Annotated in this window: 19 protein-coding genes and 1 pseudogene; 14 read left to right on the forward strand and 6 right to left on the reverse strand. The window is 72.6% G+C overall.

Annotated elements, in window-relative coordinates; all coding sequences use genetic code 11:
* Nucleotides 1-33: 33 nt before the first annotated feature.
* Together ACQUQD_RS05490 and ACQUQD_RS05495 are read right to left on the reverse strand one after the other, a co-directional pair.
* Nucleotides 34-2,787: an ATP-binding protein gene (locus ACQUQD_RS05490; RefSeq protein WP_428950795.1), complete on the reverse strand. Its 2,754-nt coding sequence runs from the start codon at nt 2,785-2,787 to the stop codon at nt 34-36.
* 105 nt (nt 2,788-2,892) lie between these two features.
* Entirely contained in the window at nt 2,893-4,794 is a 1,902-nt protein-coding gene (locus ACQUQD_RS05495; protein WP_428950796.1) for an ABC transporter ATP-binding protein, read from the reverse strand.
* A gap of 214 nt (nt 4,795-5,008) precedes the next feature.
* On the opposite strand from ACQUQD_RS05495, the gene ACQUQD_RS05500 reads away from it, so the two are divergent.
* Both ACQUQD_RS05500 and ACQUQD_RS05505 read left to right on the forward strand, forming a co-directional pair.
* A complete protein-coding gene (locus tag ACQUQD_RS05500) occupies nt 5,009-7,282 on the forward strand; it encodes a glycoside hydrolase family 3 N-terminal domain-containing protein (RefSeq protein WP_428950797.1) in 2,274 nt (757 codons plus the stop codon).
* A 25-nt stretch (nt 7,283-7,307) separates the two neighbouring features.
* Nucleotides 7,308-8,075, forward strand: coding sequence for a crotonase/enoyl-CoA hydratase family protein (locus ACQUQD_RS05505; protein WP_428950798.1), 768 nt, complete (start codon nt 7,308-7,310; stop codon nt 8,073-8,075).
* 51 nt (nt 8,076-8,126) lie between these two features.
* Here ACQUQD_RS05505 and ACQUQD_RS05510 read toward each other — a convergent pair whose 3' ends face one another.
* Nucleotides 8,127-8,972 carry a GNAT family N-acetyltransferase gene (locus ACQUQD_RS05510; protein WP_428950799.1) on the reverse strand — a complete coding sequence of 282 codons (846 nt, stop codon included), beginning with the start codon at nt 8,970-8,972 and terminating at the stop codon, nt 8,127-8,129.
* A 166-nt stretch (nt 8,973-9,138) separates the two neighbouring features.
* On the opposite strand from ACQUQD_RS05510, the gene ACQUQD_RS05515 reads away from it, so the two are divergent.
* Both ACQUQD_RS05515 and ACQUQD_RS05520 read left to right on the forward strand, forming a co-directional pair.
* Nucleotides 9,139-9,948: an SAM-dependent methyltransferase gene (locus ACQUQD_RS05515; protein WP_428950800.1), complete on the forward strand. Its 810-nt coding sequence runs from the start codon at nt 9,139-9,141 to the stop codon at nt 9,946-9,948.
* A 91-nt stretch (nt 9,949-10,039) separates the two neighbouring features.
* A complete protein-coding gene (locus tag ACQUQD_RS05520) occupies nt 10,040-10,216 on the forward strand; it encodes a hypothetical protein (protein ID WP_428950802.1) in 177 nt (58 codons plus the stop codon).
* Between the two features lie 596 nt (nt 10,217-10,812).
* Here the strand turns inward: ACQUQD_RS05520 and ACQUQD_RS05525 are convergent.
* Nucleotides 10,813-11,724, reverse strand: a complete 912-nt coding sequence (locus ACQUQD_RS05525) for a YceI family protein (protein WP_428950803.1) — start codon at nt 11,722-11,724, stop codon at nt 10,813-10,815.
* Nucleotides 11,725-11,977: 253 nt separating this feature from the next.
* Here ACQUQD_RS05525 and ACQUQD_RS05530 point away from each other — a divergent pair, with 253 nt between their 5' ends.
* From ACQUQD_RS05530 to ACQUQD_RS05540, 3 genes are all read left to right on the forward strand, one after another.
* Nucleotides 11,978-13,189: a L,D-transpeptidase gene (locus ACQUQD_RS05530; protein ID WP_428950804.1), complete on the forward strand. Its 1,212-nt coding sequence runs from the start codon at nt 11,978-11,980 to the stop codon at nt 13,187-13,189.
* A gap of 161 nt (nt 13,190-13,350) precedes the next feature.
* Entirely contained in the window at nt 13,351-14,553 is a 1,203-nt protein-coding gene (locus ACQUQD_RS05535; protein WP_428950805.1) for a hypothetical protein, read from the forward strand.
* Nucleotides 14,550-15,704 (forward strand): hypothetical protein, encoded by a 1,155-nt coding sequence (locus ACQUQD_RS05540; protein WP_428950806.1) that lies wholly within the window; start codon nt 14,550-14,552, stop codon nt 15,702-15,704. The genes ACQUQD_RS05535 and ACQUQD_RS05540 overlap by 4 nt, the downstream gene beginning before the upstream one ends.
* Here ACQUQD_RS05540 and ACQUQD_RS05545 read toward each other — a convergent pair.
* A complete protein-coding gene (locus tag ACQUQD_RS05545) occupies nt 15,699-16,946 on the reverse strand; it encodes an NAD-dependent succinate-semialdehyde dehydrogenase (protein WP_428950807.1) in 1,248 nt (415 codons plus the stop codon). The genes ACQUQD_RS05540 and ACQUQD_RS05545 overlap by 6 nt on opposite strands.
* Nucleotides 16,882-17,880, reverse strand: a pseudogene (locus ACQUQD_RS05550) (aspartate aminotransferase family protein); the annotation flags it as partial. The gene ACQUQD_RS05545 and the pseudogene ACQUQD_RS05550, both read right to left, overlap by 65 nt.
* Before the next feature lie 11 nt (nt 17,881-17,891).
* Here ACQUQD_RS05550 and ACQUQD_RS05555 point away from each other — a divergent pair.
* The 7 genes from ACQUQD_RS05555 (at nt 17,892) to ACQUQD_RS05585 (ending at nt 25,255) form a co-directional block, all read left to right on the forward strand.
* Nucleotides 17,892-18,761 (forward strand): ROK family protein, encoded by an 870-nt coding sequence (locus ACQUQD_RS05555; protein ID WP_428950808.1) that lies wholly within the window; start codon nt 17,892-17,894, stop codon nt 18,759-18,761.
* A 34-nt stretch (nt 18,762-18,795) separates the two neighbouring features.
* Complete coding sequence (locus ACQUQD_RS05560; RefSeq protein ID WP_428950809.1) at nt 18,796-20,061, forward strand: ABC transporter substrate-binding protein; 1,266 nt, start codon at nt 18,796-18,798, stop codon at nt 20,059-20,061.
* A complete protein-coding gene (locus ACQUQD_RS05565; protein ID WP_428950810.1) occupies nt 20,061-21,029 on the forward strand; it encodes a carbohydrate ABC transporter permease in 969 nt (322 codons plus the stop codon). The genes ACQUQD_RS05560 and ACQUQD_RS05565 overlap by 1 nt, the downstream gene beginning before the upstream one ends.
* Entirely contained in the window at nt 21,022-21,858 is an 837-nt protein-coding gene (locus tag ACQUQD_RS05570; RefSeq protein WP_428950811.1) for a carbohydrate ABC transporter permease, read from the forward strand. The genes ACQUQD_RS05565 and ACQUQD_RS05570 overlap by 8 nt, the downstream gene beginning before the upstream one ends.
* 29 nt (nt 21,859-21,887) lie before the next feature.
* Nucleotides 21,888-22,904 (forward strand): Gfo/Idh/MocA family protein, encoded by a 1,017-nt coding sequence (locus ACQUQD_RS05575; RefSeq protein WP_428950812.1) that lies wholly within the window; start codon nt 21,888-21,890, stop codon nt 22,902-22,904.
* Nucleotides 22,901-23,914: a Gfo/Idh/MocA family protein gene (locus ACQUQD_RS05580; RefSeq protein ID WP_428950813.1), complete on the forward strand. Its 1,014-nt coding sequence runs from the start codon at nt 22,901-22,903 to the stop codon at nt 23,912-23,914. Before ACQUQD_RS05575 ends, ACQUQD_RS05580 begins: the two co-directional genes overlap by 4 nt.
* A gap of 246 nt (nt 23,915-24,160) precedes the next feature.
* Entirely contained in the window at nt 24,161-25,255 is a 1,095-nt protein-coding gene (locus tag ACQUQD_RS05585) for a mechanosensitive ion channel family protein (RefSeq protein WP_428950814.1), read from the forward strand.
* The last annotated feature ends 3 nt before the right edge of the window (nt 25,256-25,258 follow it).

Here is a 25,258-nt window from a genome sequence, read left to right on the forward strand (position 1 = left end):
GGGTGCTCGTGACGGGCACCCCCGCTGTGCGTGTCAGGGGCCGTCGGAGCGGCTGAGCAGGCGCACGAGCTGGGCCCTGCGGTGCACGCCGTCGAGTTTGCGGTAGATGTTGCCGAGGTGGAACTCGACGGTCTTGACGCTGAGGAAGAGCTGTTCGGCCGCCTCGTGGTTGGTGACACCGCGACCGACGGCGAGGGCGACGCGCAGCTCCTGCGGGGTGAGGCCGTCGAGCGGGGCGGGTCCGGTCCGTACGGGAGCGCCGCCCGCCGCATGCAGTTCGGCGGCGGCACGGGCCGCCCAGCCGTTCGCGCCGAGCCGCTCGAACGTGGTGAGGCCGCACCGCAGCCAGCGCCGCGCCTCGCTGCGGCGGCCCTGACGGCGCAGGAGCTCTCCGCGCGCGAACTCGGTGCGGCCGCGCTCGAACGGGGCGCCCACGAGGGCGAGATGGGCAAGAGCCCGGTCCATGTGGCGCTCCGCGTCGGCCGGTTCGAGCATGCCCCGGCAGCGGGCGGCCGCGGCGGTGGCGATCGGGCGGTGTCCGCGACCCGCCTCGTACTCCAGGACGCGCAGTACCTCGTGGGCCTCGTCGGTGCGGTGGAGGTGGGCGCAGGCGTCGGCGAGGTCGGCCGCCCAGGAGAGGTAGAGGCCGTCGCCGCGGCCGTTGGCGAGGGAGAACTCCCTTACTTCTCGCAGGTGTTGGACGGCTGCCTCGAAGTGTCCGAGGCCGAGTTCGAGCAGGCCGAGGGCGCCGTGGGCGCGGGCCGCGTCCATGGGCAGTTCGGCGGTCGCGGCGAGCGCGAGGGCCTGGGCGGCGTGGCGGCGGCAGTCCGCCTCCCGGTTCAGGGCGGCCTCGGTCTTGGCCTGGGCGGCGCGGGCGCGGCACACCTCGATGACGCGTCCGGTGTCCTCGCCGAGGCGGGCGGACTCGTCGGCGTGGGCGAGGGCGGCGTTCCACCGGCCGCGCCAGAACTCGACGACCGACAGGGTGCCGAGGAGGTGGGCGAGCAGCCCCACGGTGCTGGCGGCGCGCGCGGCGTGCACGGCGCGGTCCAGCAGGTCGTGCCCCTCGTCGAGTTCCTCGGCGGCGAGGTGGCAGAGCCCTCCGACGCCGGAGAGGGGGTAGGGGAACGCCGGGTCCGGTGCGGCGAGGGGCTTCTCCAGCTCGTGCAGGAGGGCGCGCCCCTCGTCCGCGTCGCCGCCGAGGAGGTGGACGAGGGCGTGCAGCAGGCGTACGGGCAGCGCCGCGGCGGGGTCGCCGAAGGCGCCGGTGATCCGCATCGACTCGGCGGAGGCGGCGCGGGCGGCGGTGAGGTCGCCGATGGCGAGTTCGGTGAGGGCGAGGCCGCCGAGCATCACCGCGGCGAGGGCCGGGTCGACGCGGCGGGCCTCGTCGACGGTGGCGCGCAACTGGTCGCGGGCGCGGGCCGGGCGCCCCCGCTGGATGTCGACGTAGCAGCGCAGGTGGCGCACGTCGAGGCGGGTGCGGGGGCCGGCGGCGTGGCCGAGGGCGCGGTCGAGGAGGTCGGCGGCCTCGTCGAGGGATCCGGCGGCCTGCGCGGCGCGCGCGGCGGACAGCAGACGGCCCGCCCGGCGCTCGTCCTGCGGGGTGAAGCGGGCGGCGTGCGCGTACAGCCGTGCGGCGAGCGGGAAGGTGAGGCCGTGAGGGGCGTCGGACGCGGCGCGTTCGAGGGCGGCGGCGACCTGTTCGTCGGGGTCGGCGCCGGACTCGGCGAGGTGCCAGGCGTAGCGCTCCAGTGCCGCGGGTGCCTGGGCGTCCTGGAGGGCGTGGGCGACGGTGCGGTGGGCACGCCGGCGGCGGGCGGCGCTCGCGCCGTGGTAGACGACGGACCGGACCAGGGGGTGCCGGAAGACGTACGCCCCTTCCTCCATGGTCATCAGCCCGGCGCGGTCGGCAGGTTCGAGGGACGCGTGGGTCAGTCCGTGGGAGCGCAGGACGCGTTCGGGTCCTGCGCGGGGGCGCGGTCCCAGGACGGCGAGCAGCAGCACGGCGTCCTGGGTCCGTTCCGGCAGCCGGGCGATGGCGCCGCGGAAGGTGCGGGCGAGCATCTCTCCGACGGGCAGCGGGGCCCCGGTGCCGGGGCGGTGACCGCCGCGGGCGAGCAGGGCGGGCAGTTCCACGAGGGCGAGGGGGTTGCCGCGGGCCTCCGTCAGGAGCCAGTCGGCGTCGTGCGGGGAGAGCGGCTCGCCGGCGACGAGCCGGCGGGCGGCGGCGGTGTCGAGGCCCTGCAGGGCGAGGGTCTCGACGGGGGCGAGCCGGGAGGCGGCCTCGTCGGTGTCACGGGTGGCGAACAGGGCGGCGACGCCTTCGCGGCCCAGGCGGCGGGTGGCGAAGGCGAGGGAGTCCAGGGAGTACGGGTCGAGCCATTGGGCGTCGTCGACGACGACCAGGACCGGCCCGGACTCGCTGATCGCGCCGAGGAGGCTGAGGGTGCCGGCGGCGACGGCGAACGGGTCCTGGGTGACGGCCGGGCCGAGCGCGAGGGCGCCGGTGAGGGCGGCCGCCTGCCGGTCCGGGATGCGGTCGAGGTGGTCGGTCACCGGGCGGAACAGGTCGGCGAGGCCGACGTACGGGAGCCCGGACTCGGCCTCGATGCCGCGCGTGCGCAGCTGTGTGAGGTCCCCGGCGACCGACTCGGCGTAGCTGAGCAGGCTGGTCTTGCCGATGCCTGCCTCTCCGCGGATGACCAGGGCGGTGCTCTGCCCCGCGCGTGCGTCGTCGACGAGGTCGTCGATCCGTGCGCATTCCGCTGTGCGACCCAGCAGCATGGGGTCAGGGTAGCCGGGGGCGGGCAGCCGACGCGGAGGCCAACTGGACGATCGAAGGGTCCAGTTGGCCGGATTCACCCCCGTGCGGCGCCGGGGGTGGGAGCGTCAGGCGGCTTCCGGTACCTCGTCCCGCTGCTCACCCGGGGCGAACTGGGTGCGGTGCAGTTCCGCGTAGCGGCCGTGGGCGGCCAGCAGTTCGGTGTGGGTGCCGCGTTCCACGATGCGGCCGTCCTCCACCACGAGGATCTGGTCCGCGGAGCGGATGGTGGAGAGGCGGTGGGCGATGACGATCGCCGTACGCCCGGTGAGGGCTTCGGCCAGCGCCTCCTGGACCGCCGCCTCCGAGGTGTTGTCGAGGTGGGCCGTCGCCTCGTCGAGGATGACCACGCGCTGGCGGGCCAGCAGCAGGCGCGCGATGGTCATGCGCTGGCGCTCGCCGCCGGACAGACGGTAGCCGCGTTCGCCGACGACCGTGTCCAGGCCGTCCGGCAGGTCCCGGACGAGCGTGTCGAGGCGGGCCCGGCGCAGGGCGTCCCACAGGTCCGTCTCGCTCGCGGCGGGCCGGGCCAGCAGCAGGTTCGCGCGGACCGTGTCGTGGAAGAGGTGGCCGTCCTGGGTGACCATGCCGAGCGTGGCCCGCATCGACGGTGCGCTCAGGTCGCGTACGTCGACGCCGCCGATGCGGACGGCCCCGGCGTCGGTGTCGTAGAGGCGGGGCAGCAGCTGCGCGATCGTCGACTTGCCCGCGCCCGACGAGCCGACCAGGGCGACGGTCTGGCCGGGTTCGGCGCGGAAGCTCACCCCGTGCAGCACCTGCGCGCCGCCGCGGGTGTCGAGGGAGGCGACCTCTTCGAGAGAGGCGAGGGAGACCTTGTCGGCGGACGGGTAGCCGAAGCGGACGTCGTCGAACTCGACCGCGACCGGGCCTTCGGGGACGTCCCCCGCGTCCGGCTTCTCGTCGATCAGCGGCGTGAGGTCCAGGACCTCGAAGACGCGCTCGAAGCTGACGAGCGCGCTCATCACCTCGACCCGGGCCCCGGCCAGGGACGTCAGCGGCGCGTACAGGCGGGTGAGGAGCAGGGCCAGCGAGACCACCGCGCCCGCCTCCAGCGTGCCGTCGAGCGCGAAGTAGCCGCCGAGGCCGTAGACGAGCGCCAGCGCCAGGGCCGAGACCAGGGTCAGCGCGGTGATGAACGCCGACTGGGCCATCGCGGTGCGGACGCCGATGTCGCGGACCCGGCGCGCCCGGTCGGCGAACTCGGCCGACTCGTCCTCGGGCCGTCCGAACAGCTTCACGAGCGTGGCGCCGGGCGCGGAGAACCGCTCGGTCATCCGGGTGCCCATCGCCGCGTTGTGGGCGGCTGCTTCCCGCTGGAGCCGGGCCATCCGGGTACCCATGCGGCGGGCGGGGAGCACGAAGACCGGGAGCAGGACGAGGGAGAGGAGGGTGATCTGCCAGGACAGCGTGAGCATGACGACCAGGGTGAGCAGCAGCGTGACCACGTTGCCGACGACCCCGGAGAGCGTGTTGCTGAAGGCACGCTGGGCGCCGATGACGTCGTTGTTGAGACGGCTGACGAGCGCGCCGGTGCGGGTGCGGGTGAAGAACGCGACGGGCATGCGCTGGACGTGGTCGAAGACGGCGGTGCGCAGGTCGAGGATGAGCCCCTCGCCGAGGTTCGCGGACAGCCAGCGGGCGAGCAGCCCGAGGCCCGCCTCGGCGAGGGCGATGACCGCGATGAGCACGGCCAGCCGGATCACCACCCGCTGCTCCTTGCCGCCGACGATCGCGTCGACGACGTGGCCCGCGAGGACCGGCGTCGCGACGGCGAGCAGTGCGGTGAGGACGCTCAGGATCACGAACTGGGTGATGCGGCGCCGGTGCGGCCGGGCGAATCCGGCGATCCGGCGGAGCGTCGCGCGGGCGAAGGGGCGGTGGCGCGGGCCCCCGTTCTGGGCGTTCATGACGCTCTGCAACTGCGACCAGGCTGTCGTTTCCATGCTCATGCGGACGACGGTAGAACCTCGACCAAGCTTGAGGTCAAGGGCGCGCCCGTCCGCCGGACCGGCCCGCGCGCGGCCGCTCGCGCGCGCAGGCAGGTGATCCGGAGCGGCACCCCGGCCGTACCTCTTGACCCTCGGGTAACCGGAACGTAACTTCGCCTCAATTCTTGTACCCACCACAGAAGTTGTGGGTCTCGGACTATCGGGAAGCGAAGACATGCCGGAGCTACGAAGGCGTACTCTGCTGTCCGCGATCGGCGTCACCGCCGCCGCGGGGGCCGTCGTGACCAGCCAGTCCTCCAGCGCGTCGGCGGTGGGCGGCAGACGCGACACACCGTACGAGAGCAAGGTCCAGGGCCTGCTCTCCCGTATGACTCTCGAAGAGAAACTGGGGCAGTTGCAGCAGCTCCCCTGGGCGTACGACCTCAACCCCGGCTCGGGCTCCACCAAGGAGGTCGAGGACGCCGCGCGCTCCGGCCGGCTCGGTTCGGTGCTCAGCATCTTCGGCGCGAAGACCACGAACGAACTGCAGCGCCTCGCCGTGGAGGAGTCCCGGCTCGGCATCCCGCTGCTGTTCGGCCTGGACGTCATCCACGGGTTCTGGACGAACTTCCCCGTCCCGCTGGCGCAGGCCTCCAGCTTCGACCCGGAGGTGACGCGGTCCGACGCCGAGGTGTCGGCGAAGGAGGCCCGCTCCAACGGGGTGCACTGGACGTTCTCGCCGATGATGGACGTCACGCACGAGCCGCGCTGGGGCCGGATCGCCGAGGGCACCGGCGAGGACCCGTACCTGACGGCCCGGTTCGCGGCCGCCAAGGTCAAGGGCTACCAGGGTTCCGGCTACGGCTCGAAGGAGACGCTGGCCGCCTGCGCCAAGCACTTCGTCGCCTACGGCGGCGCGGAGGGCGGCCGGGACTACAACACGGTCGACGTGTCCGAGTCACGGCTGCGCAATCTCTATCTCCCGCCGTTCAAGGCCGCGTTGGACGCCGGGGTGGCCACGGTGATGGCGTCCTTCAACACGATCAGCGGCGTCCCGGCGCACGGCAACGCCCACACGCTGACCGACATCCTGAAGAAGGAGTGGGACTTCGACGGGTTCGTGGTCAGCGACTGGACGGGCGTGCAGGAGCTGATCGCGCACGGGTTCGCCGCGGACGGCGCCGACGCGGCGCGGCTCGCCCTGAACGCGGGCGTCGACATGGAGATGAGCAGCACCAATCTCCTCACCCACGGCAAGAAGCTGCTGCGCGCCGGGAAGATCTCCGAGCGGCGGATCGACGACGCGGTCGCGCGCGTGCTGCGCCTCAAGTACGCGCTCGGGCTCTTCGACGACCCGTACGTGAAGGAGTCCGCGGCGATCACGGAGCCCTCGGCGGCCGCGCGCGGGGCGGCGCGGGCGGCGGCGGCCCGCTCGATGGTGCTGCTGAAGAACGACGGGGACGTCCTGCCGCTGAAGAAGTCCGTCGGCTCCCTGGCCGTGGTGGGCCCGTTCGCCGACTCCGCCGATCTGCTCGGTACGTGGGTGGTGCCGGCGTCGGCGGAGAAGTTCCCCGCGGTGAAGGTCCTCGACGCGGTACGCGAGGCGGCGCCGGACGCGAAGGTCACGTACGCGCGGGGCGTCGACGCGGAGGGCAAGGACGTCGGGGGCATCGACGAGGCGGTCGCGGCGGCGAAGGCGGCGGACGTCACGGTGGTGGTCGTGGGCGAGCCGGCCGCGATGAGCGGCGAGGCGTCGGCGCGCAGCGACATCTCGCTCCCCGGCGACCAGGAGAAGCTGATCGCCGCGATCGCGAGGACGGGCAAGCCGTTCGTGGTGGTGCTCGTCAACGGGCGCCCCCTGACCGTCGGCGACTGGCTGGAGTCGGCGCCCGCCGTCCTGGAGGCCTGGCACCCCGGCACCGAGGCGGGCAACGCCGTCGCGGACGTGCTGTTCGGCACGGTGAACCCGGGCGGCAAGCTGCCGGTGTCGTTCCCGCGCACGGTCGGCCAGATCCCCATCCACTACAACCACGAGTCGACGGGCCGCCCCTACGACCCGGACAACAAGTACACGTCGAAGTATCTGGACCTGCCGCCGACCCCGCAGTTCCCCTTCGGGTTCGGGCTGAGCTACACGACGTTCGAGCTCGGCACCCCGAAGCTGAGCCGGAGCAGTGTGCCGGTGCGGGCGCTGCGCAAGGGCGACACCGTCGAGGTGTCGGTGTCCGTGCGCAACACGGGCTCGCGCGCGGGCGACGAGGTGGTGCAGCTGTACGTCCATGACGTGGCCGCGAGCATCACCCAGCCGGTGCGCAGGCTGCGCGGGTTCCGGCGGGTCACGCTCGACAAGGGCGCCTCCACGACGGTGCGCTTCCGGCTCGGGGCGGAGGACCTCGGGTTCTGGACGAATGACACCGGCGGTGAATTCCGGGTGGAGGAGGGCGCGTTCGAGCTGTTCGTCGGCACCTCCTCGACGGCCGAGGCCAAACTGGCCCTGAACATCACCTAGCCGTCCCACGAGAGGACCACCCGCCATGCCGTCCGTCCGTGTCGAACGCGAAGGTCCCGTCACCACCGTCGTCCTGTCCCGCCCCGGGGCCCGCAACGCGGTCGACGGGCCGACGGCCGCCGAACTGGCCGACGCGTTCCGCGAGTTCGAGGCGGACGAGACGGCGAGCGCGGCGGTGCTGTGGGGAGAGGGCGGCACGTTCTGCGCGGGTGCGGACCTCAAGGCCGTCGGCACGGAGCACGGCAACCGGGTGGCGCGGGACGGCGACGGCCCGATGGGCCCTACGCGGCTGCGGCTGACGAAGCCGGTGATCGCGGCGGTGAGCGGTCACGCGGTGGCGGGCGGTCTCGAACTCGCCCTGTGGTGCGATCTGCGGATCGCCGAGGAGGACGCGGTGTTCGGGGTCTTCTGCCGCCGCTGGGGCGTGCCGCTGATCGACGGCGGCACGATCCGGCTGCCCCGCCTGATCGGGGAGAGCCGCGCGATGGACATGATCCTGACCGGGCGGCCCGTCCCGGCGCGGGAGGCGTACGAGATGGGTCTCGCCAACCGCCTGGTGCCCCCGGGCGGCGCCCGCGCCGCGGCGGAGGAACTCGCCGCGCGGCTGGCGGCGTTCCCGCAGGCGTGCCTGCGCAGCGACCGCGCGTCGGTGCGCGAGCAGGGCGGCCTGGACGAGGCGTCGGCGATGCGGGCCGAACTTAGGCACGGATCGGGCGTGTTGGCGGAAGGGCTGCGGGGCGCGGGGCGATTCGCGTCCGGCGAGGGGCGGCACGGGACGTTCGACGGCGGGTGAGCCCGCTCAGTGCGCGTCCGGATGCCGCGAGCGGCCCGACGGGCTTGGGGATCAGCCGAGTTCGAGGGTCGTCACGCCGAAGACGCGTTCCTGGGCGAAGGGCCGGACGGGCCCGGTGTACATCCGGGCCGTCTCGAACCCGGCCGCAAGGCCGCGTGACTCCGCGAGCGCGACGGCTTCGGGGGTGGCCGCCGGCACGTCGATGCCGACCGGCTCCCCTACGGGCGCGAGCGCGTCGAACAGGGCGCGCGCGTCGTCGGCGGTGTCCGCGAACAGCGGCCCGATGCGCGGGGAGTCGTGCGCCGGGCGCACCACGCCGTATCCGGTGACGCGGCCGTCGACGACGCGGGCGAGCGCCCTGTGGCCCGCCGTGGTGAGCCAGGACTCCAGGAAGCGGGGCCGGTCGGCGGGGTAGCAGGCGCTGTCATAGGCGAGGACGGGCGCGAGGTCGCCCTCGATCGGGACGACGGTGCCGTCGGGTGCGGCGCGGTGCCGGACAGGGCCGGTGAACCGGATGGTGCGATGGGCGAGTTCGAAGCCGGACCTGCGGTAGTTGTCCTGCTGGGCGACGACGCCGTCGAGCCCGACGGTGCGCCCGCCGGCGTGCGCGAGCCCGGCGCGCCAGGTGGCGAGGCCGTGGCCGCGGCCGCGCACGTCGGGACGGACGAGGTAGCAGCCCAGGAACGCGTACGCGGCACCGTAGGTGACGACGGAGACGGCGGAGACGGGCTCGCCGTCGATCCGCCCGAGGAAGAACCCGTCGGGATCCTGCGCGAAGAAGCTCGGCCCGTCCGCGAGCCCGGGGTTCCATCCTTCGTCGGCGGCCCAGCCCCGGATCACCGGCCAGTCGGCGAGGGCGGCCCGGGAGAGGTCGAGACGCTGGGGGACCTCACTCATACGCACCCTCCTGGCTCCCGCTCCTGTCCGCGTACGGCCCCTCCGCTCGCCCGGCGGGACCGGAGGCGGCGCCCATCCTCCTCGATTACGCCCCACGCGTCACACCCGTACGGCAGGATGCTCGGACGTACGCTCGAACAGGCCGCGCTGACAAGGGAGTTGCCCCATGACGGAGACGTCCCCCGCCACCTCCGCCATCGACACCAGCAAACCGCACCCGGCCCGGGTGTACGACTGGTTCCTCGGCGGCAAGGACAACTATCCGGTGGACGAGGCGCTCGGGCGGCAGATCACGGCGATGGAGCCGACGGCCAAGTACGGCGCGCGCCACAACCGTTGGTTCATGCAGCGCGCGACGCGGATGCTCGCGGCGCGGCTCGGCGTGCGCCAGTTCCTCGACATCGGCACCGGCATCCCGACGGAACCGAACCTGCACCGCATCGCGCAGACCGCGGCGCCCGAGACGAAGGTCGTCTACGTCGACAACGACCCGATCGTGCTGGCCCACGCGGAGGCGCTGCTGCGCGGCACCCCCGAGGGCGTGACCCGCTATCTGCAGGCCGACGCCCGCGAACCGCACAAGATCCTGGAACTGGCCGGGGGCATCCTGGACTTCGACCGCCCGGTCGCGGTGTCGCTCATCGCGCTGCTGCACTTCATTCCCGACGAGCAGGGCGCGCACGAGATCATCCGCACACTGGTGGACGCCCTGCCGTCGGGCAGCCACCTCGTCCTGTCCCAACTGGCCTCCGACCACGATCCGGAGCGCACCCGGCAGGCCGTCGACATGTACGCGGCCGGCGGGGTCACGCTGGTACCGCGCTCCCGCGAGGAGATGACGGACTTCTTCGCGGGTCTGGAGCTGCTCGACCCGGGCGTGGTCTGGTTGCCGGACTGGCATCCGGAGCTGGCCGTCGACGAGGAGCGGGACGGGACCGCCGTGCCGCTGTACGCGGGGGTCGCGCGGAAACCGTGAAGGGTTGCCTGGGATGACGAACATCACACATGGCGATGCCCACGTGACAGAACGGAGCGCGCAGTCCCACTGATCCCCTACTCTCGTTCACATGTCCTCCACGCCTACCCCGCACTCCGCACGGTCCGCCGACGTCGTCAACGAGCAGATTCGTGACCTGTGGGCGCGCACCGGCGGCCAGTTGAGTGCCGAGGACCGGGCGGAGTACGAGACGCTGGTGGCGGAGTGGGCGACGGCGACCAGCGGGGGCCTCGCGCAGCGGGCGTGACGCCCGCTGGACGCTCAGGACTGCGGCCTGCTGCCGTGGTTGGCGGCGTGCTTGCGGCGGGCCTTCTTCTTACGGCGTCGCTTCGAGGACATGGCGCCTCCTGAGGATACGAACGGGCGGACAGATCCCCTAAGCCCCCCAATCGGGACCTAGCGGGACATTTCACCCGTCCACCATTCCACAGGGTCACCCGCGGCGCCCATCGGGCGGGGATCACGGCGCGACAGCGGCACCCATCAGCGACAATGCGGCTGCCACCGGATCGCCATTGATCCGGCGGCAGCAGCCATCCCACGCGCGGACCGGATGGGGGGGTGTCCGATCCCTCACTCATCCTCTTCAGTGGCCCCGCCGGGTAGGGATGCATCAGCGGGCCAGGACTTCACGACAGTTTCGTCGGCGGTGTCGACGGGTTCGATGCGGGCACCAGCATGATGGCCATGAGCGGCGCCAGCGACACCGCGCGCTACGTCCAAATCCCCCGCCCCGCCAACCCGAAGTCAGCTCCGAAGCGTCGCGGCTCGCCTGTGTCGCCGACCCGCCACAGCGCCCCCACCGACTCGGCCGGAGCCTCGCGAACGCCCGGCCCGACGAGCCTATTCCGGCGGCGTGGGCGTGTCATGGCTGCGGTACATCGCCTGCACGTCCAGCTCCAGCTTCACCGTGGGGCCGACCACCGCGATCCCGCGGGCCAGCATCGTGCGCCAGTTGAGCGTGTAGTCCTCGCGGTGGAGTTCCGCCGTGGCGAGGGCCGCGCAGCGCAGTTCCTCCGCGTAGCCGCCGTTCACGACGCCGAGGTAGTTCGTGTCGAGGTCGACCGTGCGGCTGACGCCGTGCATCGTCAGGGCGCCCTGGAGCGTCCACTTGGAGCCGCCGCGGTAGATGAAGCGGTCGGAGGAGAAGTGGACGTAGGGGTAGCGCTCGACGTCGAGGAAGTCGGCCGAGCGCAGGTGGTTGTCCCGGGTGTTGTTGCCCGTGTCGATCGACGCCGCGTCGATGCGCACCTCGACCCGGGAGTCCGCCATGTCGGGCGCGACGTGGATGCCGCCCTCGAAGCGGGTGAAGCGGCCGTGCACATGAGCCATGCCCACGTGCTTGGCGATGAACCGGATCGCGGTGTGCGGCGGGTCGAAGAGCCAGGTGCCGGGGCCGGGGAGCTCCGGGGCGCGGCCCGGGTGGAGCTGGACCGAGGTGAGGGGCGAGGTCTCGTCGGGGAGCACGTCGACCGTCTGCTGGTGGGGCTGCAGCCCCTCCGCCGCGATCAGCACGCCGTAGCGGCCGGGCTGCAGCGTCAGGAAGACGAGGCCGTACGGGTCCGCCGTGGCCCGCGCCGCGACCCGGCCGGAGCCCGAGTCCGTGACGGTCACCTCGGCGCCGGGCATCGGCTCGCCGACGGGGTCGGCGACGGCGCAGTGGAAGGCGCCCGCGCCGGGCGGCACCGGGTGCGCGAGGCCGGCTCCCCGCGCTGCGGAACCGGCCCGCTTCCGGCGGAACAGGGCGAGGGGCATGAGGGCGGCCTTTCCGGTGCAATTGACGTTCCGTGATCACTTTGCCATGGGCACCAGTGGCGCAATTCCGGCGGAATCTCCTATTCCGTTCTCGGTCGCCCCCGCGTTTCACAAGATCCACACGTACCGGGACGCAGCCGCTCCCTCAAAGGAAGAAATAAGACAACCGCGCCATTCTCTAAGGATTCATCCAGGTCGCCCGGGCAGCATGCGACACCGCAAAGGCCATGGATCAGGAAGGTTCGGTGTGCGTGTGGGTGACTCTCGGGTTCGGATAGCGGATGACACGGATCGCTGGTCGCGGCGCGGAGTGCTCGCCGCGCTGGGAGCGGCCTCGGTGGTCACGGTCGCGGGCTGCGGCGGCGAGGCCAGGGCGAAGGACGGCGCCGGTGCTGCCACCAGTAGGGCCGCGGTCAGGGTCAGCCCCGCCGACGGGACACGGCAGGCCGGCTTCGGCAGCCCGGTCACCGTCGCGGTCACCGGCGGGACCCTGTCCGCCGTCACGGTCGCCGCGGCCGACGGCACGCACCTGAAGGGGACGTACGACGACGGGCGGACCAAGTGGACCTCGTCGTCGCACCCCGCCTCCGACACCGAGTACACCGTGCGCGCGGAGGTGGACGGCAGCGACTCCGCGCACACGACCAGCTTCACCACCAAGAAGCCCGGCGCCACCTTCGTCGGCTACTTCACCCCGGAGGACGGCTCGACGTCCGGCGTCGGCATGCCCGTCTCCCTCACCTTCACCGAGGCCGTGACGGACCGGGCCGCCGTGCAGAAGGCGATCACCGTGACCGCGGACCCCGACGTGGAGATCGCCGGACACTGGTTCAGCGACACCCGGATCGACTTCCGCCCCGAGGAGTACTGGGCGTCCGGCACGAAGATCACGCTGAGCCTGCGGTTGAAGGACGTCGAGGGCGCCGACGGGGTGTTCGGCACCCAGGACAAGGACGTCACCTTCCACATCGGGCGCGCCCAGATCAGCGTCGTGGACCTGCGCGCCAAGTCGCTGACCGTGCGGCGCGACGGCGAGGAGATCGCCACCTACGACGTCAGCGGCGGGGACGCCGAACACCCCACGTGGGCCGGGAAGATGGTGATCTCCGAGCGGTTCGAGGAGACGCGGATGGACTCGACGACGGTCGGGCTCGGCGACGAGTACGACATCGACGACGTGCCGCACGCCCAGCGGCTCACCACCTCCGGCACCTTCATCCACGGCAACTACTGGGGAGCGGCGTCCGCGTTCGGGACCAGCAACACCAGCCACGGCTGCGTCGGCCTGCGGGACGCCCAGGGCGCCGACGACCCCTCGACACCGGGCGCGAAGTTCTACAAGAGCTCGATCGTCGGCGACGTGGTGGAGGTACGGCGCTCGGGCGAGGAGACCGTCGATCCGGCGAACGGGCTCAACGGCTGGAACATGTCGTGGGCCGACTGGAAGGCCGGCAGCGCGGTCTGAGCGGGCCGGGGCCATAGCGCGGCAATGGGACAAGCGGCACGTTCTACGCCAGATGTTCACAGGTTCTCCGTGAAGCGTTGACGGCGCCGGAAGGCCTCTGGCAAGGTCACCAGGCCCGTCACGCCGCCCCTTGACGAGGGACCGAGGAGATCCCAGCCCCGATGAACCACAGCTGTGAACCCTCCCCAGCGCCCGCCCCGCCCACCGATCCGTGGCGGCGGTTCGCAGAGAAGTACTGGGCGAAGGAACCGGTGGTCGTCCCGGGCGGACCCCCGTCCGGCCTCGACGCCGCAGGGGCCCACCGGCTCATGGTGGCCGCGGCGAGCGCGCCGGGCCCGACCCGGCTGCGGCTCGCCGTCCCGGACGGCGTGCTGTGCGATCCCGGACCGCTGCTGCCCTCGCCGGCCGACCGGGACACCTCCGCCTACGCGGCCCGGCTGGCATCCTCCGGTCAACTGACGGACAGCGGCTGGCTGTTGACCGCCGAGCACGCGCTGAGCCTCGACTTCACGCTCTGGTCGCGGGTACGGGACGCCGTGGCGGGGCTGTGGCGGCACGTCGGCCGGCCGCCGCTGCCCGTCACCGCGGAGCTGGCCGTCGGCACCCGGCACCAGGCGGCCGAGGAGTTCGGGGCGCGCCCCGACGCGGCGGCGCTCACCTGGGTCCTCGACGGGTCGTTGACGATGCGGGTACGGCCCGAGCACACCGGCACGGAGTTCGCGCTGCACGCCACGGCCGGCGACCTCGTGCACTGGCCCGCGGGCAGCACCCACCTCGACGACCGCACCCGGCCGTGCACGACGCTGCGGCTGTCCGTGCCCGCCCGCACCACGTCGGCGCTGCCCTACGTCGGCGAGGTGGTCCGGGAGCTGCTGCGCCAGGACGCGCCGGCCGCCGACGAGCAGCCCGCGGTCCCGCACCCCGCGCCGGCCGCGCCCGACGGACGCCTCACGCCCGCTCCCCCGTTCACCGAGCCCGGCCGGCGCTATGTCGCGGCCCTGGCCGGCGACGCCCCCGAGCGCGCGCTGCTGCTGCGCTGGGCCGGCCTGCACTCGGCGGGCGGCCTCGACCCGGCCCCGCCGCCCCGGCCCGGCGTCCCGCTCGCCCCGCACCACCGATTACGGCGCACCGCCGACATCCTGTGCCTGCGGCCCGCCGCCGAACAGCTGATCTGGGCCGCCCACGGGCATGCGCGGCGCAGCACCGACCCGGTGACGCGGCGGGTCCTCGACCACCTCGCGGCCGTCCCCCGGACCGGCGTCGGCGCGCTCGCCGAGGCCTGCGGTCTGCGCGCCGACAGCCCCGGCCTCCTGTCCCTGCTCACCGAGCTGTACCGGGTGCGCGCTCTGGAGCTGGTGCGGTGAGCACGGCACCGGCTCCCTCCGTCGACGTCCTGGAGTCGTTCGACTGGGACACGTTCATCGACACGCACTGGGACCGGCGGCCCGTGCTGATCACAGGCGGCGCGCTGGGGAGCGCCCCGTTCGACGCGCACGAGGTCTTCGAGGGTTCCGTCACCGTGGCGCAGCGGCCCACGGCCGGCCGGGTGAGCTTCGCGCTCGGGCCGCGGCGACTGGCCGACCCCGGGGACCTGCTGCCGCAGCCGGAGGACGGCTCGTTCGCCCGGTACGACCGGCGGCTGCTCGGGCAGTCGGACCGCGAGCCGTTCACCCTCGTCGTGCGCGGGCTGCACGCCTGCCACCACCCCGTCTGGCTCAGGGCACGGAACTTCCTCGCCGGGCTGTGGGCGCGCACGGGCCAGCCGCTGCTCGGGGCGACGACCGCGCTGTGCCACGGCACGCTCGGCCCCGGCCGGCTGCCGTACGCCCAGGGCGCATCGTTTCTCTACACGCTGCTCGGACGCCCGCGGCTGCGCCTGGAGCACGACGGGCGGTGGTCGGTCGCCCGGCCCGCGCCCGGCGATCTGCTCTACTGGCCGGCCGGGCGGCGGTGCGTCCCCGAACCGGGCCGCGCCCCGGCGGCCGTCGCGCATCTGGGCATCCCGCGGACCGCTCCCCTGCCGGGCCACGGGCTGCACTCGCTGCTCGCTCCGGGACCCACGCCGGCGTCCCCGCAGGGGCGCTGGGGCGGGGACGACATCCTCGTCCGCGACGACGCCGCCGCGGACCTGCTGCCCCCGGTGCTCATCGAGGCGCTCGCCCACTATCGCGAGGCCGCGCGTCCCGCGGCGCTGGAGCGGCGGCTGGTGCGGGAGGCGCTGCGGCACGCGACGGACGGCGGGCTGCGGCCGGTGCCGCCGCCCGCCCGGCCCGGCCACTTCACCGACGACGACGGCGTGCGGGCCGTCGAGCGGGTGCTGTGGGGTGAGGCCGCGGGACGACGGCTGGTGGCCGCGTGCGGGCACATCCTGGAGACCGATCTGACCGCGCCCGAACTCTCCGCACTGATCGGGCTGCTGAACGCGGGCGAGGAGGTCACTGTCGCCGAACTCACCCCGCCCGCGCGGGCGTTGCTGTCCCGGCTCGCCGGGTTCCGGGCCGTGGAGCGGCTATGAACCGGTGGGGACGGCCAGGTACTTGTACTCCAGGAACTCCTCGATGCCGACCCGGCCGCCCTCCCGGCCGAGGCCCGACTGTTTGACGCCGCCGAAGGGGGCGGCCGGGTTCGAGACGAGGCCGGTGTTGAGGCCGACCATGCCGGTCTCCAGGCGTTCGCCGACGCGCAGCGCACGGTCCAGGTCGCGGGTGAAGACGTAGCTGACGAGCCCCCATTCGGTGTCGTTCGCGACCTGGACGACGTCGTCCTCGTCGTCGAAGGTGAACAGCGCGGCGACGGGCCCGAAGATCTCGGTGCCGGTGAGCTCGGCGTCACGCGGGACCTGGGCGAGGACGGTCGGCGGGTAGAAGTTGCCTGCGCCGGACGGCAGTTCGCCGCCGGTGAGGACCTTCGCCCCGCGGTCGACGGCGTCGCGCACCAGCGTCTCGACCTTGGCCCGGCCTGCCGCGTCGATGAGCGGGCCGACGTCGGTGCCGGGCGCGGTGCCGTCCCCGACGGTGAGGGCGGACATCCGCGCGGTCAGCCGGGTCGCGAACTCCTCGGCGACGGAGCTGTGCACGAAGATCCGGTTGGCGGCGGTGCAGGCCTCCCCCATGTTGCGCATCTTGGCGACCATCGCGCCGTCCACGGCCGCGTCGAGATCGGCGTCGTCGAAGACGATGAACGGGGCGTTGCCGCCGAGTTCGAGCGAGGTCCGTACGACGGTGTCGGCGCACTGGGCGAGCAGGATCCGGCCGACCTGCGTGGAGCCGGTGAAGGACAGCTTGCGGATGCCGCCGCTGCGCAGCAGGGGTTCGACGAGGGCCGCGGCGTCGGTCGTCGTGACCGTGTTGAGGACCCCGGGCGGCAGGCCCGCCTCGGTGAGGATCGCGGTGAGCGCGAGCGTGGACAGCGGGGTCTGTGGCGCCGGTTTGAGGATCATGGTGCAGCCCGCGGCGACGGCCGGGCCGATCTTGCGGGTGCCCATGGCGAGCGGGAAGTTCCAGGGCGTGATGAGCAGGCACGGACCGACCGGCTGGCGCAGGACGAGATGGCGGTTGCGGCCGTCGGGGCTGGTGGCGTAGCCGCCGTCGATCCGGACGGCCTCTTCGGAGAACCAGCGGAAGAACTCGGCGGCGTAGGCGACCTCGCCGCGGGCCTCCGCGAGGGGCTTGCCCATTTCGAGGGTCATCAGGAGGGCGAGGTCCTCGGTGCGGTCGAGGATGATCTCGTGGGAGCATGAGGCCGAGCCCGCGGACATCGCCGGGGATGCCGTTGTCCGCCTCGATGCGCTTCAGGCCCTCGGCGAGCCGGCGGCCCTGCAGATCCGCGTTCGCCACGAGACCTTCCTGGGCGATGACGTCCAGCGTGGCCAGCGCGGCAGCGCAGGCCACGGCGTTGCCGCCGTAGGTGCCGCCCTGGGAGCCCGCCGGAGCGGCGTTCATCAGCTGTTCCGACGTGGCCATCACGGACAGCGGAAGCCCGCTGGTCATGCCCTTGGCGGCCACCAGGATGTCCGGCTCGACACCGAAGTGCTGGTGCCCCCAGAACCGCCCGGTGCGGCCGAACCCCGTCTGCACCTCGTCCATCACCAGCAGGAAGCCGTGACGGTCGGCTCGCTCCCGCAGGCCTTGCACGAAGGCGGTGTTGGCGGGGATGAACCCGCCCTCGCCCAGTACCGGTTCGATGATGAGGGCCGCGGTGTCCTCGGGCGCCGTCACCGTCGACAGGAGGAAGTCGAGCTCGCGCAGCGCGAACCGGGTGGCCTCGTCCTCGCTCCAGCCGTACCGGTAGGCGGAGGGGAACGGCGCGATGTGCACTCCGGCCATCAGCGGCGCGTATCCCGTACGGAACCGGGGACTGGAGGTCGTCAGGGACGCGGCACCCACCGTCCGGCCGTGGAAGCCGCCGTGGAACACGATGACGTTGGGACGTCCCGTGGACTGCCGGGCCAGCCGCAGCGCCGCCTCCATGGCCTCGCTGCCGGAGTTGGCGAAGAACAGCGAGTCGAGGCCGGCCGGGAGCACCTGACCCAGCCGGTCGCACAGGTCGAGCAGGGGCCGGTGCCGGACGGTCACGTACTGGCCGTGGATCAGTCTGCCGGCCTGGTCGGCGATCGCGCTGACCACCGAGGGGTGACAGTGCCCGGTGCTGGTGACTCCGATCCCTGCGGTGAAGTCCAGATACCGCCGCCCGTAGGAAGCTGGTGCTGCTGCTCGCGCGGCTCGACGGCGAGGTCGTCGCGCGGCATCGTGAGGAGTTCCCGGCGGAGTTGTCGGGCGCCGAGCGCATCGAGCTGCTGCGTGGTCGGCTGCGCCGCTTCCTGGCGGATCAGGGGATCGGCCCCGACGACGTGTGGTCAATGGGCATCGGTGTGCCGGGCATGGTCGACGACACCGGGCGGATCCGCTCGGTGATCGTGCCGGACTGGACCGACCTGGACCTGGCCCGCCGCCTCGCGCACGACGTCCCCTGCCGTGTCCTGGTGGAGAACGACGTGAATCTCGCCGTGCTGGCCGAGCACTGGCGGGGCGCGGCCGTGCTGGCCGACGACGTGGCGTGCGTGCTCGTGGGGCGGCACATCTCGTGCGGCCTGATGATCGACGGCCGGCTGCACCGCGGGCGCCGCGGCGGCGCCGGCGAGCTGGGCATCCTGCCCCAACTCGGCCTGGACGAGGCCGGGAAGGCCCTCGGCTGGGACGGGGAGCGACAGGACGGCGAGTCCCGGACGGACGCGCTCGCGCGGGCCGTACGGGCCGGTGACCCCGCGGCGCTGGAGGTCCTCGACCGGTATCTGGCCGGGGTCGCACCCGGCGTCGCCGCGCTCGTCCTGGCGCTCGACCCCGAACTCGTCGTGCTGTCGGGAGCGTTGGCCCCGGTAGGTGAGCCGCTCGGGCCGCTCCTCACCGAGCATCTGCGCCCCCTGACCCTGCACGTGCCGCGCATCGCGGTCAGCACACTGGGTCGCGAGGGCGTCGCGCTGGGGGCCGTACGCCGCGCCCTGGATGCCGTCGAGCCCCCATTGCCGCACATGGCCGTCCCGTCGAGGCCGTCCGCTTCTCCCCGATCTCCCTGATCTCTCCCCTCTCCCCTACCGACCGGAGACGCGTATGCGCAGGAGAACGCTTCTCGCCGGTGCGCTCGCGGCGGCCCCGCTCGCCGCCGGCTGCAGCAGCGGCGACGGAGCTTCCGAGGCCGCCTCGGCGCGCGGCCGCACCACCCTCTCGTACGGCATCTGGGACGTCGCCCAGGCCCCGGGAATGCAGCGGATCATCAAGGCCTTCGAGCGCGAGAACCCCGAGATCTCCGTGGAGATCCAGCTCACGCCCTGGACCTCGTACTGGACGACGCTGCGCACGTCGATGCGCGGCGGGACGGCGCCCGACGTGTTCTGGATGAACGCGGTGAACATCCAGCTGTACGCGGCGAACGGCGCGCTGGAGCCGTTGAGCGAGCACATCGCCCGCGACCGCACCCCGCTCGGCAGACATCCCGAGGCGCTCGTCGACATCTACGCCTACGAGGGCAGACAGTACGGGCTCCCGAAGGACTTCGACACGATCGGGCTCTGGTACAACAAGGCACTGTTCGACAAGGCGGGCATCACGTACCCCGATTCCTCGTGGACTTGGGACGACGTGCGCGACGCCGCGCGCGAGCTGACGAACCCCAGGACGCGGGTCTACGGGATCGCCGCCGAGATGGACCGGCAGGCGAAGTTCTACCCGACGGTCTTCGGCGCGGGCGGGTACGTGCTGCGCGACGGGCGCTCCGGGTTCGCCGACCAGCGGTCCGTCGAGGGGCTGCGGTTCTGGACGGACCTGGTGGACCGGGGCTGGTCGCCGCCGCAGAGCGCCATGTCGGAGGTACGGGCCCGCAATCTGTTCCTGTCGGAGCAGGTGGCGATGAACTACGACATCTCCGCGATGGCGTCGTTCATGTACGGCACACCGGCCATCAAGGACCACGGCGGCGTCGCCGTGCTGCCCAAGGGCCGCGAGCGGGCCACCGTCATCCACGGTCTCGCCAATGTCGTCAGCGCCAAGTCCCGCAAGAAGCAGGCGGCCTGGAAGTTCGTGGACTTCATGGCGCGGCGCGAGGCGGCGGAGATCCAGGCCGAGGGCGGCGTCACCATCTCCTCGTACGAGGGGACGCAGGACGCCTGGCTGAAGTCGATGCCCGAGTTCGGCCTGCGGTGCTTCATCGACATGCTCGACTACGCGTTCCCGTACCCGAGTTCACGGAACACGGCCGTCTGGGAGGACCAGGAGTACCTGCTGCTCGGCGCTCCGTTCAGCGGCAAGGGCGGCATCGAGCAGGCGGCACGGACGCTGGCGCAGCAGATGGACCGGGCACTCGACGAGGAGGGCAAGTGATGGCCGTGTTCCCGTCGACGGCCGCCGCGGAGGCGGACGGCCGCATCAGGAGGCCCCGCACGAAGGCCGGGCGGGACAGCACCACGCGCGGCCCCAACTCCCGTACGCAGAAAGCCGCCTACCTCTTCATCGCGCCGATCGGTGTCGGCTTCCTCGTGTTCTACATCTGGCCGATGATCCAGACGTTCGGCTTCAGCTTCACCCATTTCGGACCGTTCGGCGGCAACACCTGGACCGGCGGCGACAACTACGTGCGCGTCGTCCAGGACGTCACGGTGTGGCGCGCGGTCGGCAACACGCTGCTGTACGGGGCGATCGGCCTGCTCACCCTGCCGCTCTCGATCGTGGTGGCCGCGCTGCTCAACCGGCGCGGGCTGCGCGGCGTGGGCATCTACCGCGCCCTGTACTTCATCCCGTTCGTGACGCTGCCGGTCGCGGTCGGCCTGGTCTGGAACTGGCTCTACAACGGCAACTTCGGCCTCCTGAACGAGGTGCTGTCGTGGTTCGGCGTCTCCCGGCACTTCTGGGCGTCCGACCCGTCGTCCGCGCTGTGGGCCATCGGCGTCGTCTCCGTGTGGCAGAGCGTCGGCTACTACTTGATCATCTTCATCGCGGGGATCAAGGGCATTCCGCAGGACTACTACGAGGCGGCCGAGCTGGACGGCGCGGGCCCGGTGCGGCGCTTCGTCACGATCACGCTGCCGCTGCTGAGTCCGAGCATCTTCTTCGCGGCGGTCATCTGCGTGATCAACTCGCTCCAGATGTTCGACCTGATCTACGTGATGATGAGTCCGACGAACCCGGCGCTGGGCTCCACCCAGTCCGTGGTGAGCCTCTTCTACCAGTGGGCGTTCCAGCAGAACAACCAGGGCGCCGCGGCCGCGCTCGCCTTCCTCCTGATGCTGCTCACCGCGGCTCTGACCTACCTCCAGTTCCGGCTCCAGAAGAAGTGGGTGCACTATGCGTGACCGCCTGCGCCGGGTGGACGGCGGCGCCGTCGCCACGCACCTCCTGCTGTCGCTCGGTGCGCTCGTGATGGTCTTCCCGTTCCTGTGGCAGCTGCTCACCGCGCTGAAGACACTGCCCGAAGCGGTGCACGTGCCGACGACGTTCCTGCCCGAGCGGTGGAACTGGGCCTCTTTCAAAGAGGTGTTCACCGCCATGCCCTACGGGGAGATGCTCGGCAACAGCGTGATCAACACCGTCGGCCGGACCGTCGGCCAGCTGGTGTTCTGCTCGCTCGCCGCGTACGCCTTCGCCCGGATGCGGTTCCGCGGCAAGAACGTGCTGTTCGCCCTGTTCCTGTCCGTGCTGCTCGTCCCGTCGTCCCTGCTGATCCTGCCGCAGTACGACATCATCCAGCGGCTCGGTCTGCTGAACTCGCCGCCCGCGCTGTTCCTGCCGGGCATGTTCAGCGCGTTCGGCACGTTCATGCTGCGGCAGTTCTTCCTCGCCCTGCCGCGGGAGCTGGAGGAAGCGGCCCGCATCGACGGCGCGGGGCCCTTCCGCATCTTCTGGTCGATCATGCTGCCGCTGATCCGCCCCGCGCTCGCCGCGCTCGCCGTGATCACGGCGATGTGGTCGTGGAACGACCTGCTGTGGCCCCTGGTCGTGAACACCGACCCCGCGAAGATGCCGATCAGCGCCGGACTGACCTCCCTGGAGGGCCAGTTCGAGACCAACTACCCGGTGATGATGGCCGGTTCACTGATCGCGAGCCTGCCGATGATCCTCCTCTACCTCTTCCTCCAGCGCCACTTCGTGCAGGGCATCGCCCAGAGCGGTACGAAGGGCTGACCCCCACCCCCTCCCGGGAAAGGACCTGTATGGCACGCCTCGACGTGGGCCTGATCGGCGCCGGCGGTATCGCCCGCGCGCATCTGCCCGCCTGGACGGAGCTGGGCGCACGCGTCACGATCCTGTCCACCGACGGCAACGCGGAGAAACTGGCCGCCGCATACGCCGAGTTCGGCGTGACGGCCGTGCACACCCTCGCCGAGCTGCTCGACCGCAGCACCGTCGTGGACGTGTGCACACCGACGTTCACCCACCGGCAGCTCGTCCTCGACGCGATCGCCGCGGGCCGGCACGTGGTGTGCGAGAAGCCGCTCGCGCCGACCGTCGACGAGGCACGGGAACTGGCGGAGGCGGCCGAGGCCGCGGGAGTACTGCTGTTCCCGGCGCACGTCGTGCGCTACTTCCCGGCGTACGCGGCGCTGGCGCGGTCCGTCGCGGCGGGCGGCGTCGGCGCGCCCGCCGTGCTGCGGTTCACCCGCTCGGGCAGCTACCCGGTGTGGGCGCCGTGGTTCTCCGACCCGGCGCTGTCCGGCGGGATCCTGGTCGACCAGATGATCCACGACTTCGACTTCGCGCGGCTGCTCGCGGGTGAGGTCGTCCGCGTCCACGCGCAGGTCCGCGGCCGTCAGGAGCCGGGCGCGGTCGCCGGGGACGTGGCGACGGGCACGGCGGTCCTCACGCACGCGTCCGGTGCGGTCAGCCATGTCCTCGGCGTGTGGGGCCTGCCGGACCTGCCGTTCCGTACGACGTTCCGCGTCGCGGGTCCCGGCGGTGTCCTGGAGCACGACTCGACCGCCCGCACCGGCTTCCGCGTGCTGGCCCAGGGCTCACGGCCGCGCGGCGAGGGCATCCCCGGCAGCCCCCTGACGGAGAGCCCCTACCTGACGGAACTGCGGGAGTTCTCGGCGGCCTTCGCGGGCGGGCCCGCTCCTCGTGTGTCGGCGCACGACGGCGTCGAGGCGGTCCGTATCGCGACCGCGGCCGCCGAGTCCGCGCGCACCGGGGAACCCGTCGAGCCGAAGCCCACCGAGGAGGCCGGACTGTGAAGGTCGGAGTGCTGTCGTTCGCGCACGTCCACGCGGGCGGATTCGCGCGCCTGCTCGCCGCGATGGACGGGGTGGAGGTCCTGGCGGCCGATCCGGAGACGGACCTGGCGGCGCCGGGCGAGGTCCGCGGCAAGGACTTCGCGGCCCGGTTGGGCGTCGACCACGTGGACACATATGAGGAGTTGTTCGCCTGGGGGCCCGACAAGGTGGTGGTCTGCTCCGAGAACGTCCGTCACCGTCCGCTCGTCGAACGTGCCGCGGCGCACGGCGTGGACGTCCTGTGCGAGAAGCCGCTCGCCACCACGCCCGAGGACGGCGCGGCGATGATCGCGGCCTGCCGGGCGGCCGGGGTACGGCTCGCCGTGGCGCATCCGGTGCGCTTCAGCCCCGCCTACCTCGCGGTGCGCGACGCGGTGCGCGCGGGCACGGCGGGCGAGGTCCTCACCGTGTCCGGCGCGAACAACGGCTACATGCCGGGCGCGCGGCGCCGCTGGTTCGTCGACCCCGCGCTCTCGGGCGGCGGGGCGCTGATGGACCACACGGTGCACATCGCGGACCTGCTGGACGACCTGTTCGACGGCGCCCCGGCGCGTTCCGTCTACGCGCAGACCAACAACGTCCTGTACGAGGGCGACGTGGCCGTCGAGACGGCGGGCCTGCTCACCGTCACGTACGCGAACGGAGCGGTGGCCACGATCGACTGCAGCTGGAGCCAGCCGCGGCACCACCCGGCGTGGGGCGGTCTCTCGATGCAGGTGGTCGGCGACCGGGCGACGCTGGAGATGGACGCCTTCGACCAGAAGGTGCACGGCTTCAGCGAGACGTCGCGCGCCCCGGTGGAACTCCCGTACGGCGTCGACCTGGACGCGCTGATGCTGCGTGCGTTCCTCTTCGGCGACGGCTCGGGGCCGGTCGGGGTGACGGACGGCGCGTCCGGGCTCCGCTCGCTGCGGATCGTCGAGGCGGCGTACGAGTCGGCGCGGACGGGGCGAGCCGTGGCCGTCGGCTGAGCGCGGACAAGGGGGCCGGGCGGGGCGGGAGTTGCTCACCGGGGCGCGCGGGGCGAGGGCCATCGGCCGGATCGGCGGCCCGCCCCGCGCGGCGCCCGGCCGGTGCGGCAGGATGGCCCGGCGCGCGTTTCGTCACCCCGCCGACACGCGCTCTTCACATCCCCGAACAAGCAGGTACCACGTGACGAAGCATCACATATCCGCCCCCGCCGCACGGTTCCGCCGCATCCCCGTGGGAGGTGCCCGATGAACCGCGCTCTCGACCTGCACGACCTGGTCGTCGCCGGAGTCGCGCTCCTCGCCGGTCTGCTGGCCGGGCTGCTGCTGCGGGTCCTGCTGCGCTGGCTCGGCGACCGGGCCAGCCGGACCCGGTGGGGCGGGGACGATGTGATCGTCGACGCGCTGCGCACGCTGGTGCCGTGGGCCGCCTTCGCGGCGGGCGCGGCGGTGGCCGCCGAGGCACTGCCGCTGACCGCCCGCACGGGGCGCAACGTGAACATGACGCTGACCGCGTTCGTGATCGTCGCGGCGACGCTGACGGCGGCCCGCGTCATCACCGGCCTGGTCCGGACGGTCGCGCAGTCCCGGTCAGCCGTGGCGGGCTCGGCGACGATCTTCGTGAACATCACGCGGGTCGTGGTGCTCGCGATGGGCTTCCTCGTCGTGCTGCAGACCCTCGGGATCTCCATCGCGCCGCTGCTCACCGCGCTGGGTGTGGGCGGCCTCGCGGTGGCGCTCGCCCTGCAGGACACCCTCGCCAACCTCTTCGCCGGTGTGCACATCCTCGCGTCGAAGACGGTGCAGCCCGGTGACTACATCCGGCTCAGCAGCGGCGAGGAGGGGTACGTCGTGGACATCAACTGGCGCAACACCGTGGTGCGGCAGCTCTCCAACAACCTCGTGATCATCCCGAACACCCAGCTGTCCGGCACCAACATGACCAACTTCAGCCGCCCCGCGCAGGACATGACCCTGACCGTGCAGGTGGGCGTCGGCTACGACAGCGACCTGGAGCACGTCGAGCGCGTGACCACGGAGGTCGTGGAGGAGGTCATGACGGGCGTGGAGGGCGCGCTGCCGGAGCACGAACCGGCCGTCCGCTTCCACACGTTCGGCGACTCGCGGATCAGCTTCACGGTGATCCTCGGCGTCGGCGAGTTCAGCGACCAGTACCGGATCAAGCACGAGTTCATCAAGCGGCTGCACCAGCGCTTCCGCGAGGAGGGCATCCGGATCCCGTCGCCGGCCCGCACGGTGGCGCTCACCGCGGGCAGCGCCCCGATCGTGATCCCGCACCAGCGCGAGGCCACGGGCCCGAGCTCGATCGCGCCGACCGCCTAGAGC

The organism is Streptomyces sp. cg35, from assembly GCF_050410835.1.
GTDB lineage: Bacteria > Actinomycetota > Actinomycetes > Streptomycetales > Streptomycetaceae > Streptomyces.

Coding starts and splice junctions, on each gene's coding strand:
- ACQUQD_RS05510 (WP_428950799.1), bottom strand. CDS start 8,972: ATGAGTGAGGTCCCCCAGCGTCTCGACCTCTCCCGGGCCGCCCTCGCC.
- ACQUQD_RS05525 (WP_428950803.1), bottom strand. CDS start 11,724: ATGCCCCTCGCCCTGTTCCGCCGGAAGCGGGCCGGTTCCGCAGCGCGG.
- ACQUQD_RS05565 (WP_428950810.1), top strand. CDS start 20,061: ATGGCCGTGTTCCCGTCGACGGCCGCCGCGGAGGCGGACGGCCGCATC.
- ACQUQD_RS05585 (WP_428950814.1), top strand. CDS start 24,161: ATGAACCGCGCTCTCGACCTGCACGACCTGGTCGTCGCCGGAGTCGCG.
- ACQUQD_RS05570 (WP_428950811.1), top strand. CDS start 21,022: ATGCGTGACCGCCTGCGCCGGGTGGACGGCGGCGCCGTCGCCACGCAC.
- ACQUQD_RS05520 (WP_428950802.1), top strand. CDS start 10,040: ATGTCCTCCACGCCTACCCCGCACTCCGCACGGTCCGCCGACGTCGTC.
- ACQUQD_RS05495 (WP_428950796.1), bottom strand. CDS start 4,794: ATGAGCATGGAAACGACAGCCTGGTCGCAGTTGCAGAGCGTCATGAAC.
- ACQUQD_RS05560 (WP_428950809.1), top strand. CDS start 18,796: ATGCGCAGGAGAACGCTTCTCGCCGGTGCGCTCGCGGCGGCCCCGCTC.
- ACQUQD_RS05535 (WP_428950805.1), top strand. CDS start 13,351: ATGAACCACAGCTGTGAACCCTCCCCAGCGCCCGCCCCGCCCACCGAT.
- ACQUQD_RS05505 (WP_428950798.1), top strand. CDS start 7,308: ATGCCGTCCGTCCGTGTCGAACGCGAAGGTCCCGTCACCACCGTCGTC.
- ACQUQD_RS05500 (WP_428950797.1), top strand. CDS start 5,009: ATGCCGGAGCTACGAAGGCGTACTCTGCTGTCCGCGATCGGCGTCACC.
- ACQUQD_RS05575 (WP_428950812.1), top strand. CDS start 21,888: ATGGCACGCCTCGACGTGGGCCTGATCGGCGCCGGCGGTATCGCCCGC.
- ACQUQD_RS05490 (WP_428950795.1), bottom strand. CDS start 2,787: ATGCTGCTGGGTCGCACAGCGGAATGCGCACGGATCGACGACCTCGTC.
- ACQUQD_RS05515 (WP_428950800.1), top strand. CDS start 9,139: ATGACGGAGACGTCCCCCGCCACCTCCGCCATCGACACCAGCAAACCG.
- ACQUQD_RS05545 (WP_428950807.1), bottom strand. CDS start 16,946: ATGTCCGCGGGCTCGGCCTCATGCTCCCACGAGATCATCCTCGACCGC.